General features: G+C 34.7%; 13 protein-coding genes. 9 read left to right on the top strand and 4 right to left on the bottom strand.

Translation table 11 applies throughout. The features are described 5' to 3' along the window. Nucleotides 1-69: 69 nt before the first annotated feature. Nucleotides 70-1,527: a TcaA second domain-containing protein gene (locus tag NFR82_RS04360; protein WP_251717069.1), complete on the top strand. Its 1,458-nt coding sequence runs from the start codon at nucleotides 70-72 to the stop codon at nucleotides 1,525-1,527. Between the two features lie 24 nt (nucleotides 1,528-1,551). Continuing rightward, the gene (locus NFR82_RS04355; protein WP_251717068.1) at nucleotides 1,552-2,412 is read left to right on the top strand and encodes a zinc ribbon domain-containing protein; all 861 of its coding nucleotides are present in this window, start codon (nucleotides 1,552-1,554) and stop codon (nucleotides 2,410-2,412) included. A 50-nt stretch (nucleotides 2,413-2,462) separates the two neighbouring features. Here the strand turns inward: NFR82_RS04355 and NFR82_RS04350 are convergent, their stop codons facing one another. Then, nucleotides 2,463-3,449, bottom strand: a complete 987-nt coding sequence (locus NFR82_RS04350; RefSeq protein WP_251717067.1) for a glycoside hydrolase family 3 protein — start codon at nucleotides 3,447-3,449, stop codon at nucleotides 2,463-2,465. Nucleotides 3,450-3,953: 504 nt separating this feature from the next. On the opposite strand from NFR82_RS04350, the gene NFR82_RS04345 reads away from it, so the two are divergent. The 3 genes from NFR82_RS04345 to NFR82_RS04335 all read left to right on the top strand — a co-directional run bounded on the left by NFR82_RS04345 (nucleotide 3,954) and on the right by NFR82_RS04335 (nucleotide 7,508). Beyond that, nucleotides 3,954-5,270, top strand: a complete 1,317-nt coding sequence (locus tag NFR82_RS04345; RefSeq protein ID WP_251717066.1) for a glycosyltransferase family 2 protein — start codon at nucleotides 3,954-3,956, stop codon at nucleotides 5,268-5,270. Nucleotides 5,271-5,378: 108 nt separating this feature from the next. Continuing rightward, the gene (locus NFR82_RS04340) at nucleotides 5,379-6,239 is read left to right on the top strand and encodes an N-acetylmuramoyl-L-alanine amidase (RefSeq protein ID WP_251717065.1); all 861 of its coding nucleotides are present in this window, start codon (nucleotides 5,379-5,381) and stop codon (nucleotides 6,237-6,239) included. Between the two features lie 3 nt (nucleotides 6,240-6,242). Continuing rightward, a complete protein-coding gene (locus NFR82_RS04335) occupies nucleotides 6,243-7,508 on the top strand; it encodes a TcaA 3rd/4th domain-containing protein (protein WP_251717064.1) in 1,266 nt (421 codons plus the stop codon). 40 nt (nucleotides 7,509-7,548) lie between these two features. Here the strand turns inward: NFR82_RS04335 and NFR82_RS04330 are convergent, their stop codons facing one another. Continuing rightward, on the bottom strand, nucleotides 7,549-8,154 hold the full coding sequence (locus NFR82_RS04330) for a DUF4145 domain-containing protein (protein ID WP_251717063.1): 606 nt from the start codon (nucleotides 8,152-8,154) through the stop codon (nucleotides 7,549-7,551). Between the two features lie 129 nt (nucleotides 8,155-8,283). On the opposite strand from NFR82_RS04330, the gene NFR82_RS04325 reads away from it, so the two are divergent. Together NFR82_RS04325 and NFR82_RS04320 are read left to right on the top strand one after the other, a co-directional pair. Continuing rightward, complete coding sequence (locus NFR82_RS04325; RefSeq protein WP_251717062.1) at nucleotides 8,284-9,030, top strand: ABC transporter ATP-binding protein; 747 nt, start codon at nucleotides 8,284-8,286, stop codon at nucleotides 9,028-9,030. A gap of 19 nt (nucleotides 9,031-9,049) precedes the next feature. Then, complete coding sequence (locus NFR82_RS04320) at nucleotides 9,050-10,900, top strand: FtsX-like permease family protein (RefSeq protein ID WP_251717061.1); 1,851 nt, start codon at nucleotides 9,050-9,052, stop codon at nucleotides 10,898-10,900. A 38-nt stretch (nucleotides 10,901-10,938) separates the two neighbouring features. Here NFR82_RS04320 and NFR82_RS04315 read toward each other — a convergent pair whose 3' ends face one another. Both NFR82_RS04315 and NFR82_RS04310 read right to left on the bottom strand, forming a co-directional pair. Next, the gene (locus tag NFR82_RS04315) at nucleotides 10,939-11,589 is read right to left on the bottom strand and encodes a histidine phosphatase family protein (RefSeq protein WP_251717060.1); all 651 of its coding nucleotides are present in this window, start codon (nucleotides 11,587-11,589) and stop codon (nucleotides 10,939-10,941) included. A 65-nt stretch (nucleotides 11,590-11,654) separates the two neighbouring features. Further along, the gene (locus NFR82_RS04310) at nucleotides 11,655-12,341 is read right to left on the bottom strand and encodes a M57 family metalloprotease (protein WP_251717059.1); all 687 of its coding nucleotides are present in this window, start codon (nucleotides 12,339-12,341) and stop codon (nucleotides 11,655-11,657) included. 229 nt (nucleotides 12,342-12,570) lie between these two features. Between NFR82_RS04310 and helD the strand changes: the two genes are divergently transcribed. Further along, nucleotides 12,571-14,814, top strand: coding sequence for an RNA polymerase recycling motor HelD (helD, locus tag NFR82_RS04305; RefSeq protein WP_251717116.1), 2,244 nt, complete (start codon nucleotides 12,571-12,573; stop codon nucleotides 14,812-14,814). Between the two features lie 139 nt (nucleotides 14,815-14,953). Beyond that, nucleotides 14,954-15,138 (top strand): hypothetical protein (locus NFR82_RS04300; RefSeq protein ID WP_251717058.1); only part of this gene is annotated, 185 nt, incomplete at its 3' end.

Below are 15,138 nucleotides of genomic sequence, written 5' to 3'. Positions count from 1 at the left end.
AAAATAACGCAATAAAGTGTAACTTTAATATGTTATATTGTTAAATAGACAAAGTATGGAGGAATGAAAGTGAAGAAATTTTGTCCAAATTGTGGCAAGGAAGTAAAAGAGGGAGATGCTTTCTGTCAAAATTGTGGAGTGAAGTTGACGAAAGCAGAAAAGCCGGCATCAAGTGCTGATAAGACTGCTAAGTCGGCTCCTGCAGCTCAACCCCAGACTCAAAAGACTCGTCAGGTGAAGCGTCAAGTAAGACCACCGATGAGTAAGAAGAAAAAGACAATTATAACTATAGTTGCAGTAGTGGTAGTAGTTCTAGGAGGTTTATTTGCTTGGGGTCAACGTTACTATGACACAACTCATCAAGTTACACGGATTACTAATGCAATCCGCGATCAAGATACTGACAAATTAGCCTCATTAGTTGTAACTGATGACCCTAAATTAAAAATAACATCATCTACAGTTAAGCCATTAACTAAATACTATGATGGTAATTACAGTGGTTTGGATACATTAAAGAATACTTTGATTTCTGGTGAAAGTATCCGCGGAATTAGCTTGACTAGGGATGGAAATTACTTCTTATTTTTCCCTAAGTACAAGTTGAATGTTGAAAGCTATACGACTTCAATTGTAACTAACCATCCTGATAGCAAGATTTACGTTGATGGTAAGTTCATTAAAAACGCTTCGGACAATGGCGATGGCAGTTATTCTGCTAAGATTGGACCATATCTTGGTGGTAAGTACAATGTTCAAGTTAAGGCAAAGGCTTCAGGTCATGATTTAGCCAGTGATGCTAACATTTCTTTATGGCAAAAAGATCGTGAATATAACTACAACATTAAAACTGCCAACTTAGCAATTCTTGGACCTGATGGTGGTCAAGTTTATATTGGAAACAAGAATGTGGGTAAGATTTCTAGTGGCGTTCTTGATCTTAAAGATTTCCAATATAATGACGAAAGTGCTGCTTATGTGGTTTACAAAGTTGATGGAAAGAAGTTTACTTCAAAAGAAGCCAACATTAGTCAAGCCGTAGAAGATGACAAATATAATGATGATAATGATTCAGACTCAGATGATGTATTAGATCAGGCCAGAAATGCAACTAATGATTTTAATTCATCAATGGTAAATGTTTATCCACAATTTAAGGGTGCGCCAAGTAGAGATACGATGGAATCTTTGATTCAAGATTGCTTTAAGAATCCTGATTCAGATGAATTTATTAATGGTTCAAGCAACAAGTATTATAAGTCATTCCATAAATTGGCTGATGCTTTCGATAATTCAGATAAGATTGATTCGTGGGATGTTCAACCTGACATTTATATTGCCTATCCAATTGGTGATGGTGTCTTTGAAGTTGATGCCAAGATCGATTATAAATTCGAACATGATAGTGATACGCACATTCAGGTAGCACATTATCCACACATCACTTTCAAGCAAGATGGTGAAAATTTCAAGATTTTATCTGTTGGAGAAGGTAAGATCATTTACGATAAGACTAAGAAGGATTAGAAATAATAAAAGGGAGTCAAAATAATGAAAACATGTCCAAAATGTGGCGCAAAAATGGAAGCAGATGTAAATTTCTGTACTGAATGCGGAACCGATATCCGCAATGTTCCTGTAGAAGAAGTTGAAATTACCCAAACTGTAACTAGATCAGAAGAATCAGTTGCACAAACTAACGCACCTAAGCGTTCAGAACAGGCTACTGAAAAAATTGATTCTCAATCACAAGTAGCCGGTCTTGGTCAAGACTTTGCTCAATCAATGAAGAGCTTTGATGTTAACAACATGTGGCAATGGTTTGTTAATTCATGGAAGCATCCCTTCGCTGAACAAAACGCAGATAAGTGGTACGGCTGGATCACTTTACTTGCTGAAGATATTCTAGTAGCTTTGGGATTATTCATCGGTTCTCAAAGAGCAACTAGTTCAATCTTGGGTCAAGATTTTGCTGGTAGTACTTCAAGATTCACCTTCGGAATGGCGCTTGAATTGATTTTCTTCTTGCTTTTAACTCAAGCAGCTTGGATCGGTGCAGCTTACCTTTCATACAAGGTTATCTACAACCAAAATAAAAATTTCTTGCAACTTACTAATCACATTGTTCAAACCAGCAACCTTTCAGCAATTTTCATTGTTGTTTACTTCGTCTTCATGCTTCTTGCTGGACCTGGTGGTGTGGTAATGTCCACAATTATGATCTGGCTTTCAGTTGCACTATTTGGAATGGCCCTAACTGTAGTAGTTGTAGGTGATCCCAACCCAGTTCATGATAAGTTGTACGGTTATCTTTTATTCCTCGTACTCCAATTCATTACTGGTGCAATTATGACTATATTGATTTTCAGTACTGTACTTGGTCAATTCGGTTCAGCTTTGCACTTATATTAATATGAAAAAACTTCGATTTTCCTTTAGTCGGGAAGATCGAAGTTTTTTTGTTACTTTAGAATTCCTAATTTTTCTTTTAATTTCAAAATTCGGTAAACTGATTGGTCAATTTGCTTTTTAGAAATCTGCTTTTTCTTAACAGCCTGCTCAATAAGCGGGATACCAGTTTGTGGATTTCCACCGAGGATTACGTCATTACCAGCCTTAAGAGCTAAGACATCCGCATTTGTATGATACTTTTCCGCAAATTGAGTAATGGCACCCATTTGAAGATCATCAGTTATGATTAGGCCGTGATAGTGCATTTGTTTGCGTAAGTAGTTGTGAATTTTTGGTGACAGAGATGCTGGTATTTTTGGATCGAAGCTGTTGATAACAATGTGGGAAACCATAATTCCATCAGCACCAGCCTTGATTCCAGCTTGGAAAGGAAGCAAATCTTCATTTTTATAAGCAGTGAAAGACTTATTAATTTGGGCAAAGCCAGTATGAGTATCACTTGCATCCCCGTAACCAGGGAAGTGCTTCAAGGTAGCCGCCACCTTTTTATTTTGAATTGCTTTTACGCTTGCAGCTACATACTTGGCAGTCTCATTATAATCTTGACTAACAGTCCTATCGTAGATGAAACTGCTTTTGTTTTTGGCAACATCAGCTACCGGCGCAAAATTCATGTTGATGCCATTTTTCCGCAAAATAGCTGCCACATCACTGTATTCCTTTTCCACAGCGGTTAGTCCACCATGTTGATAAACTTCACGTGGACTTGGATAGGCTCGGTCACTAATTTCCTTATTGGAGTTCAAACGAGAAACGGTTCCACCTTCTTGATCTGTCGCAACTAGTAAACCGGTTTTTGAAACAGTTTGATACTGACTGATTTGGTCAAGAAATTGCTGGTGGGTCCGCTTTTGAAAATCTGGACCAAAAAGGGTAATTCCGCCAAGCTGATATTTTTTTATAGCTTGCCTTTCCTGCTCAAAATTGCCACTACTGTGGACAAAATATAATTGTCCAATTTTTTCGTTGAGCGACATCTTTTTAACTCGCTGCATTAGTTTATCTGGCTTAGTTTTTTGCGAGTTTTTCTTTACTTTAATGCTGCTTTTATCTTCAGTTTGTGGAGTTCTGACATTTTTTGCACAAGCACTTAGGAGTAATAATCCACAGCTTAATATGGTTAAATAAATATATTTCTTTTTCATCATGTTTCTAGGATATAACAAAAATGGTAAGAAATGTGGAGAAAGTGAAATACAGTATCTAACTTATAATCTACTGAATAACTAATTTTAAAATATCGTGAAATTAATGCTAAGATATTAGTTTGATGATAATTTTGAGTTATATATTGTAAAATAACTATTGTTATCCTATAATTTTCTTAAACATAACAGAATTTTAAGAAAGAGAGATTATCAGATGAATATTTTTGCAGTTTGGCAAGTTAGTTCGTTTTGTACAATTTTAACGACTTTAGTTGCTGTTAGTTTATTGACTAGTTTTTTATTTTGGATGCTTTTCCGTAGAAGGATCCAAAAGTGATTAACTTAATCTTTAGATCGACCTTTACAATTGCGTGGGTCATAGTGCTAACAGTCTTTCTTTTTTATTTTTTGGCAACAGTAATTTTCCGTTCCTTTTCTTATCCGTTAGATAAGCGGTATTTTGCTGGAAATCAAAAAATAAAAGCAGTAGATCCAGAATTAAAATACTATATAATCATTCCTTGTTATAACGAAGGGGCGATTATTGTCCGTACTTTAAAGAAAGTATTGCAATTTGAAAGAGTTGAAGTCGTAGTTGTAGATGACTGTAGCAGTGATAATTCAGTTGAACAAATCGAGCAGGTAAGAAATCCGCATCTTCATTTATTGAGAAGATTTGAACCCAATGCCCATACAGGTAAGGGAGATGTGCTAAACTTTGGTCTTGATTATATTCGGGCTAATATTAAGCAGGAAAATCAAAATCCCGATAAAACCATTATTGGGGTAATTGATGCAGATGCACAACTTGCAAACAATGCACTCGATTGTTTGAATAATTATTTCACAGATGGTGGTACGATTACACAAATGAGGGTCAAGATGTATCCTCACTTTAAAAACATTCTCCAGATCTTTCAAGATGTGGAATTTTTTAGTGTTAATCATATGGCGCAAATTATGCGGATGTATACCAGAACTGTTGGCTTGAGTGGAAACGGTCAATTTTTTCGTTTGACTCCAGTTATGGAAAAAGTTGGTGTTCATCCTTGGGGCCAGGCGCTACTTGATGATTATGAACTGACGATTCGATTAATGGCAGTTGGTATCACTGTTGATTACATGACTGATACTTATGTTTATCAAGAGGCCCTCACTTCGGTTAAAAAGTTTATCAGACAGCGCGGACGTTGGGCACAAGGAGATCTGGATTGTTTACGCTATTTGCCACAAGTAATTCACAGCAAGGAGATTTCTAAAACCCAAAAGTTAGGAATCTACTATTTCTTAGCTCAACCTTGGTTTAGTATGATGGCAGACTTGGTTATCCTGACCATGTCAGTTTTAACTATTACTGATGCAATCATGAACATTGATAAAATTAACGGTTTAGAAATTATGGCTTTACTAGGATTAATTTTAGTAATTTCATGCTTATGTGGCGTGATTGAGTTAATCGTTTATTACTGTGACTTAAAGCATTTTAATGAGCCGACACCTAATTTTTTCTTATTGCTCGCAATTGTTTTTATTGTTTCATATATCTATCTAGTTTTATTTTTCAGCTTAGTAATTGCTTATTGGCGCTGGATTCATAATGAAAACTCATGGGTTAAGACTGAACATGGAATTGCGGCTAAGGAATCATAAGTTAGCTATGAAGAATATAATTTGTAATTAAGTTAAATTCCGTTACTATTAAGGTAACGGTTTTTTTATTAAAGATTAAACAAATTATGTAAGAATAAGAGTAAAAATATGAGTGAAAGACGCTTTAGAAAAACTCGGGTTGAGCGAAACCATTATTTACGCACGCATCCCAAAACTCGTTATGGACTACTGGGAATTGTGGTATTACTCGCAATTGTCAGCCTGAATTTTAAAATTATTCCTAATATCAATACTTATATAAGCAGTAATCATTTTACCCAAGCGAAAATTAGTAAGCTTAATTATCAAACGAATCTTAAATATCGACAAGCCAGACCTGAAGGTGTGGTGATTCACTCCAGTTCAAAAAATCTTACTCAGCAGCTGCAAAGGGTACAAAAAGATAAGAAAATTTCATTTAATGCTGTAGTAGATCAAAATCAAGTTGTACAACTTTCTAAGAATGCTACAACAGGAGCTGGGGAGGCTGCTAATAGACGTTATCTTCAGGTTGATCTCTGTGAAGTAGATGATGTGGAAAATTTTGCTAAAGAAGTTAATACGGCCGCAATTTATGTGGCAGGACTGCTTCATGAATATAATTTGAAGCCTTCTAGAGTAACAATTACTCAGAAAAATTGGTCGAATGCTCGAAAAGATTTAGCTAAAGAAGATGCAGCCAAAAATAAACCCGGTGGTTTAGGTACAATTTGGTCACATAGCGAAGTTAGTCAATACTTGGGTAATACTAATCAGACTGACCCTGATGATTACTTTGCAAAATATGGTTATGATATGGGACAGTTTTATGAGCTAGTAAATCAATATTATTATGGTCGTCAAGTTAAAGTACATGCAGGAATTACTGATCTAAACTTAATAATTGAAGTTTTGCGCTGGTTAGTAATTATCTTAAGTATCATTGCAACGATCTGGCTTTTGTTATTACCGGGAAAATTTTGGGGATAAATAATGGCAAAAAATAAAGTTGAAAGAAGTAATAAGCATAAAACGTTAATTGTGGTCGCATTTTTGATCGTTTTCGGCGGAATTTTTTATGCTTATGGAGATTTTTACTATCAAAAAGATAAGCAGATTGATCGATTAGTTCAGAATCTACAAAGGCCTAATGTTAATATTAGTTCTTATGTTTCTGCAGCTAATCCTGATATGAAGGTAACAAATGAAAGTTTGAAGCCGCTGCAGTCTTACTTTAAAGAGAATAAAAATGCGGTTAAAGAATTGAAAAGTAATTTAAAGTCAGGAAAGGATGGTGGACAGATTTGGTTAATTCAAAGTGGTAGCCACTTTTTGATTTTTCCTAAGTATGTTTTAAGAGTAAAGGTTTACCGTCCACAAGTTGAAACCAATCATCCTAATTCATTTTTGAGCGTTAATGGTCGAAGTTTAGGTAAGATGGAAGGCGGCGATCAGAACTTTTACCAAGGGTTAGGGATGGTCTTTCCTGGTAGATATCACATTGCTGTAAGTACCAAAGTTCAGGATCGTGATTTAAAGGCTGACTCAGTTACTAATATTTGGTCTGATAAGACAATCAACATGACAATTAAGACTGGAACTTTCCAAGTTTACAGTGTGCCTAATGGTGAAGTTTATATCAATGACCGTAAAGTCAAAAAGTTAGACAAAGATGGACGAGCAATTTTTAAGAATTATCCTTTGTCCCAAAATATGGAATTGTATGTAAGGTCTAGTTATGATGGAAAACCGATTAAATCATACAAGGTAAAAGATTTATCTAGTTCAATTGAGAGTGAATTTAGTAAAAGTGATGACACCGTAAGTGATTACGGTAATTTTCCAGCTTATAATGGTAATCAAAAAGACGATGTTTACCAGGATGTTGAAGGTGACTACGTTGTAAATCCGCACTGGCCAGGATTAATTGATGAAAATGAGGCAGAAAAGGTTTTAACTGAGAATTATACTAAGACAGTCGAAGATGCTTTTGAAACTGGCAAAGAAAATGCAGACTATAAGGCCTTGCAAAAAGCAATTAAGCTGTTTAATAAAGATAAGTCACATTTAAAACTTGAAGTTCAAGTGACACAAATTTTACCTGCAGGTAAAAATTATAGTGAAGTTGATTATCAACTTGTGTATAAGTACACGTATAAGAAAAAGAAATACCGTAAAGTTATCAACTATCATGATGCAATTTTCCACAAAGTTGGGGACAAACAGTTGATTAAATCTTTGGGTAAAAAAGAAAAATAAAGAAATAGCAGAAGTAGCCGTGAAGGTACTTCTGCTATTTTTAATGTTTAAATAAATGTTTGATTCTTGATTTAAAACCACGTTTTTTCTTTTTATGTGCTAAAACTTCTTTTGCCATGTTGACATTTTCTGTTTTAAGATCAGTCTTTGTTTGGGATTTTTGACGTTTACGAAAGCGGTCGTTTTTATTTTCAGCTGCATCCATTGCAATGTCTGGTCGCATGTAAGCTAAATTTTGATTTTCATATGAATTAATTAGGAAAACCAAGATATCATGCACATCCATGAGGCAGTGCCAAGCTTGATTATTGGTAAATTTATAATTGGGATCATGCGCTGCGTCATTACCCATTCGGCGAACTTCATCCATTAAATTGAAGATTACCAATGGAAAGTCGAGCTTTTCGCGCAAATATTGGGTGTCATTGCGTAAATTTCGACGCTCGCCTTCTTTTAATGGGTAGTATTTATCGAGATTTTCTAAATTAAAGACTTTCTTAATAGTAGTTTCTAAAAATAATCGACTGTTCAAAATTACATCTCGAGCATCGTCAATCAAATATAGCTTAACCAGGCGGTCTGCCGCTTCTTTTTGATCACTAAAAGTCTGTGAATCTTGTAAATAATCGAAGTTAATTGTTGCCATAATTTCCATCCTTTGCCTTTAATTTTAACAAAATCGGTGATTTAACTAAATAATTTGTTGACAAATTTCTATGATCATATTAGCGTATTATATAAATGATACAGTAATACAAAAATGAGAGGGATACTTATGATTGAAATTTTAAAGGTTGATCAATTAACCAAAACTTACGGCAAAAAAGGTGAAAAGCAATACCAAGCCTTAAAAGGCGTGACTTTTTCTGTGGAAAAAGGTGAATTTGTCGGCATCATGGGTGCTTCCGGTTCTGGTAAGACTACGCTTTTGAACATTTTATCCACATTAGATACTCCAACTAGTGGTAGCGTGCTTGTAAATAATCAAGACATTACTAAGCTTAAGAAGAATAAGATGGCCGATTTCCGCGGTAAAGAAATTGGTTTTATTTTCCAAGATTTCAACTTACTTGAAAACTTGACCAATCGCGAAAACATTGCTTTGCCATTGTCACTTCAAAATGTGAAGGCGCGTGAAATTGGCGACAAGGTAGAAGAAATTGCTAGTCGCTTAGGTATTAGCCAAATTTTGGATAAATATCCAGGAGAAATTTCTGGTGGTCAAAAGCAGCGTGTTGCTTCGGCCCGTGCACTTGTGCATAACCCAGCTATTCTTTATGGGGATGAACCAACTGGTGCGCTTGATTCAAAATCCGCAACTGAACTTCTTGAAACGATGAAAGATTTAAACAAAAATGATCACGTTTCAATTTTAATGGTTACCCACGATCCATATTCTGCATCATATGCAAATCGAATTTTATTTATTAAAGATGGTCAAATTGGTAAAGAACTTAAAAAAGATAATAAAACAGGCGAAGAATTCTACCAAGAAATTATCGCTGAATTAGGTAGACGTTAGGATTAGAGAGGAGATTTATATGCTTTGGAAATTATCCTTAACTGGATTGAAGAGCCGCTTTAAAGACTATGCGGTACTTTTTTCCGGTTTAACACTTGCCAGTGCAATTTTTTACATGTTCATGGCGATTGCTACTAATCCAGAATTCTTGAAGGGTGCACTTAAAATTTCATTTCAAATTGTTCAATTGACTTTTGGTTTTGGAATTGTGCTTCTTTCATTAATTACGTTAGTTTATATTGTTTATGCCAACAGCTTTTTGCTTAGTATGAGAAAAAAAGACTATGGGATGTATATGATCCTGGGTGCAAGAAATAGCAAGATAGGTCGTTTGATCTTTCTTGAAACTCTTGTTGTTGGAGTCTTATCACTAGTTATTGGTGAATTAATCGGAATTGTTTTAACTCAAGGAGTTTCACAACTATTGATTAGCCAATTAGGGCTTCAAATTCACAAGTTTGTTGGTTTTTATATTCCAGCCATGTTATGGACATTATTATTTTTTGCAATTTTATTCTTCTTAGCTGCACTTTGGAACCGCCACAAGCTTGTTAAAACTAATGTGATTCAACTTCTTCATGAAGATCAAAAACCAGTTAAATTACGGATGAACAAAACTTGGAAGTTAATTGAAGCAATTTTAGGTCTTGGACTTTTGGCAACCGGATACTGGGCGATGGGGAATTATGTGCAATTAAAAACTAATTCCATTACTATTGGCTTCTTTACTATCGTAATTGGTTCATTCTTTGTCTTTGATTCATTCTTCACCGCTATGGTGAATTTGCTTAGAAAGAATAAAAACTTTAAGTATAAGAAACTTAATTCATTTACTTTGGGGCAACTCAAGTTTAGATTAACTGATTACACTCGTATTTTGTCGGTAATTTCACTGCTCTTTGCATTAGCTCTTGGTGCGATTACCGTTGGTCTTAACTTTAATGGAGTTGCGGATCAGTCACTTGATGCAAACTACTACGATGTAGTGATTTACAAGAGAACTCCTGAAGTGAATCGAGACCTTAAGAAGGTTTCAGTAAAGTCGATTAATGGCTTGGATTATAAGTATGTGTTAAATAAGAAAACTAAAGATACTGGCGGCTTGATTTATGTTTCTAAGAATGAAATTAAAAATGCTAATTTAAAGTATCAACATAGTTATCAAAAAGATGGTCAAATTAAATACAAAACTTTAAGTATTAGTACTGATCAATTAAAGCCGGGTGCTAAGCATTATTCCGAAGAAAAAATTCAACTTGCATGGCTTACTCCATATTTATCAGCTGATGTAAAAATGGTTTCTCAAAAGCAATATAATGCAATTAAGGTCAAGGAAGGTCATACTGAATTACTTCAAGTTAATAACTTTAGAAGCAATTTCAATAATATTGAAAAACTTCAAAATGCAGCAGTTAAGCCATTTTTAGCAGGTAATAAATATGCAGATATGATGATCAGCAACAATAAAACTGCCGGCTACCGTTTAGTTTCAAGCATTGCTTCCGGGTTTGAATTCATGGGCTTTTTCTTAGGTTTAGCCTTTCTTGCAATGCTTGCTTCAACATTGATGTTCAAGGTATTGTCAGGTGCTAATAGCGACAAGCCAAGATATAAGATGCTTTGGAAAATAGGGACACAAGGTAAGCTTTTAAAATCTTCAATTAGAAAAGAAATTGGTGTCTTGTTTGCTCTTCCTGCAGTGCTTGGAATTATTGATGTCTTGTTTGGACTTCAATTCTTCAAGTCGCTTTTACCAAATCCATATGATAAGATTTGGATTCCATTTGGAATTTTCCTTGCGCTTTACCTGATTTACTACTTAATTACAGTTAAGCTCTATGAAGGTATTGTTTTACAAAAGAATAGATAAACTAAAAAAATCTTCCCTACTGGGAAGATTTTTTGTTTTTATAAATGCATTTGATTATAAGCAGTGATCTTAATTTCACCTTTATCACTCATCGTTGCAGTAGTAATTGATGAATTTTTAGGACCAGGAACAAGTGGAATGTTATCACCATATTTTGCCCAGATACTTCTAATAGTGAAGCCGTGAGTTACAAGTAAAATATTTTCAGCACCATCAAGTTGCCCAATTAAATCGAAACCTTTTTCAATTCGAGCCCAGTATTCTTCCGCATTTTCTGCATCATGATATGGGTCGACTTCCTTAATCCAATCCTTAATAGTGTCGATATTTTCATGTGCAAACATTTCTTGTCTAGTAGCATAGCCATGACCACCACCAATCATACGCCAAGCCATTTCAGAGTCCATACCTTCGAAATAGCCATAAAATTCTTCACGGAAGAATGGGGTAGTAATATGTTGTAATTCATTTTTATTAACATTGTGCTTCATAATAAGCTCACAAGTATCACTTGCTCGTTTAAGATCACTTGAAATAGCAATATCAAAAGGTACATCCTTTAAAGCGACACCTGCTTGATCCGCACCCTCAATTCCAGGCTCTGTTAATGGGGTATCACACCAACCTTGCATTTTATTGTAGCGATTAATGTAAGTTTGTCCATGGCGAACGATATATATTTTCTTCATAATCTTCTCCTAAATAAAAAACCAACAACTATATTCTAAACGAAATAGCTTATTGGTTTAAATTATTATTTCTCGTGATAAAGTTTTTTTACATCTTTGATGTCCTGGGGCTGGATCGTGTACATTGAGCCTTTGGGATACATTACCGATACAGACTTTGTGTGATTAAGGCCGATTGCATGTCCTAATTCATGTTCGGCCGTATTAACAATCCGGTTTTGATCATAGCCATACCAAGGATTTTGAAGGTAGTAACGATTTAATTGTACTTTAGCATGATATAGACGTCCGGTAACCGGATTATACGATTCAGTTGTTAAACCAGCTGCGCTTGTTCCGCTATCATCCATGACACTTACTGTGATGTTAGCTTTATCTTTATTTTGAATTTCTTTAAAGGTAAATGCACCAGTTCGATTCCACACATTAATGGCATCAACAGTTGCACTTCTTAAAGTTGGATTGTTCGAAATATCTATATATACTGTAGCCTCAGGCTTAGACCAAGTCCGAGTATTCGTATTGTTTGCATTAGCGTCTTTCTCATTCGAATTTTGATTTGGATCATTATCTTTGAGATTAGGAACATTAATTTTTCCAGTAGAAACTATCTGGGTAATTCTTTGCCCAAGAGTTGCCATTGCATTATTAGTGGCGGTTTGGAAATTAGAATCGGTTTTATAACTCCAAATACCGAATGCAATAATTCCGAGGAAAATTATATTCCGCAAAAAGCGAAAGAATCCTTTCATATAACTTATCAACTCCGATGTCTTTCAAATATGCCTAAGTATTTTAGTCTTTTGAAAGAGAAAAGTATATTATTTTGTTTTAAAAGATAAAAGTATAACCAATTCTTAATCCGTGGTAAAATTAATAGATTATATTTTAGATTAATAGATCATGTTTTAAAAGTAGGTGACTATTTTGGCTAAAGAAATTAGCGATAAAAAGTACGAACAAGAACATCTCGATCATATTATGAAAATGATCACTGATCGTGAAAAGAAATTGAAAAAATCAATTAAAAATGTTTCTAAGGAAGCAAGAGATCTTAACTCACACTTCTTTGATGATGTTAAGTTAGACTATGATGGCTACTCCACATCAATGGAAACAGCATTGTCAATTCACCAGCAACAACAACTTTTGAGTGAGCGCGAACATGACTGGCAACATTCTGCTAAACAACTCGAAACAATTGAAAGACTAGAAAAGAGTCCATATTTTGCAAGAGTAGATTTTAAAGAAAATGAAGCCGCAGAACCGGAAACAATTTACATTGGCCTGGGCTCATTTGCGGATGAAAATGATCATTTCTTAATTTATGACTGGCGTGCGCCAATTTCTTCTATTTATTATGATGGAAAATTAGGTGAGGTTTCATATAATTCTCCTGAAGGTGAAATCACCGTTGATATGACTAAAAAGCGTCAATTCATGATTAAGGATGGGAAGATCGTCAACATGTTTGATACCAATGAATCAATTGGTGATCAGATGCTTTTAGAAGTTTTATCTGAAAAATCAAGTACTCAGATGAAATCAATCGTAACCACGATTCAACAAGAACAAAACAAGATCATTCGTAATACTTCATCAGATCTTTTGTTTGTTCAAGGTGCCGCAGGTTCTGGTAAAACTAGTGCCATTTTGCAAAGAATTGCCTTTCTTTTGTATCGTTATCGCGGTAATTTAACTTCTAGCGATGTGATTATGTTCAGCCCGAACCAATTATTTAATGACTATATTAAGAATGTTTTACCTGAAATGGGTGAGCAAAATATGGTTCAGATGACTTATTGGCAATTTGTTTCTCGTCGTCTTCCAGGGATGAAGGTCGAAAATCTATTTAAGCAATTTGAAGATCAAACTGCTGATACTAATATCAGTAGTTTCAAGGATTCTGTTAATTTCTTCAACTTAGTAACTCGCTATGCCAAGCACCTTAATAAGCGTGGCATGATTTTTAAGAATATTTACTTCCGCGATAAGAAGAAGCCATATTTTGAAAAAGAAAAAATTCGTGAAATCTACTACTCATTTAATGAAAATTACAAGTTGGCTAACCGAATCGATGCAACTCGTGAAGAATTAATTAAGATGCTTAATCGTAAGATTGCACCTGAAGTTAAGAAAAAGTGGGTTTCTCAGGCAATTGAAAGTTTGAGTAAGGAGCAACTTAACGAACTTTATGATTATCCGGATCAAGAATTTGATTCTCAAGCAGATGAAGAGAAATTCTTAGGACGCAAGATTGTCTTTAAGCAACTTCAACCGGTGTTCCAAAGAATTCGCCACAATAATTTCATTAATATGCGTGCACAATACTTGAGCTTTTTGCGTGCAGTTCCTAAGATGACAGATTTATCCAAGTGGAATATCACTGAAGATGAATGGACTAAGCATATTGAAATGGTGAAGGATTCATTTAGAAATAAGGAAATTCGTATGAATGATGTTTCTGCTTATCTTTACCTTTACGATTTAATCACTGGCCGTTGCACAAATTATGAAATGCGCTATACCTTTATTGATGAAATTCAGGATTATACTGCTTTCCAAATTGCATACCTTAAATACAATTTCCCTAGAGCTAAATTTACAATGCTGGGAGATTTGAACCAAGCAATCTTTACTAAGGATGAAAGCCGTAGTTTGCTTAAACAGATTTCTGGTTTGTTCGATCCTAAAAAGACTGAAGTCGTTCAACTTACTAAATCATATCGTTCAACTAAACAAATTACTGACTTCACCAAGCAAATTTTGCGAGAAGGTGAAAAGGTTGAATCTTTTAACCGTCAAGGTCCTAAACCTGCAATCTGGGCAAGAAAGACAGACGAAGAAGCTATCGCCGCACTTCAAGAAATCTTGAAGGATAATGACAGTCATAAATTTACAACTGCAATTATTACTAAAGATTTAGCAGGAGCTAAGTATGTTTCTGAAATGCTTAAAGAAAAAGGGCAAAAGGCTACTTTAATTGCAACAGCTAACCAACGCCTTGTTCCAGGTGATTTAGTTGTGCCATCATATCTTGCTAAAGGGCTTGAATTTGATGCTGTTGTAATGTGGGATGCATCTAAAGATACTTATCATAAGCTTGATGAAACGCAGCTAGTTTATACTATTGCTTCAAGAGCGATGTACAAGCTTGATATAGTCTTTACCGCTGAAAGAAGTCCGCTACTTGATGTTGATCCTGCTACTTATGATGAAAAATAATTTCTGAAGAAGTGATCATTATGATCACTTTTTTGTTTGCTTTAAAAAAATATTCAAAAAAATTTTGGATTTTTTTTGCAACTATTTAACAAAAAAATTGATAAAAGCTGAACTATCTCATTTAAAGAATGCTAATACAATGAAAAAAATACCAAAAGATCGAACTAGAAGAGTAAAAAAATATTACAACACCACCTGGTGTATCAGTAAAAAATCGAACATAAAATATTATTTGACTAAAAGGATTAAAGCGAGTAATATATTTAACTGTCGTCGGGTGATAAAGAAAACGTACCTGAGGCGAAAGAAAGAGTTTAAAAAACA

Origin of the sequence: Lactobacillus agrestimuris, from assembly GCF_943193025.1 — a bacterium.
In the GTDB taxonomy this organism is placed as follows: domain Bacteria; phylum Bacillota; class Bacilli; order Lactobacillales; family Lactobacillaceae; genus Lactobacillus; species Lactobacillus agrestimuris.
This window is presented reverse-complemented; position numbering and strand designations above follow the sequence as displayed.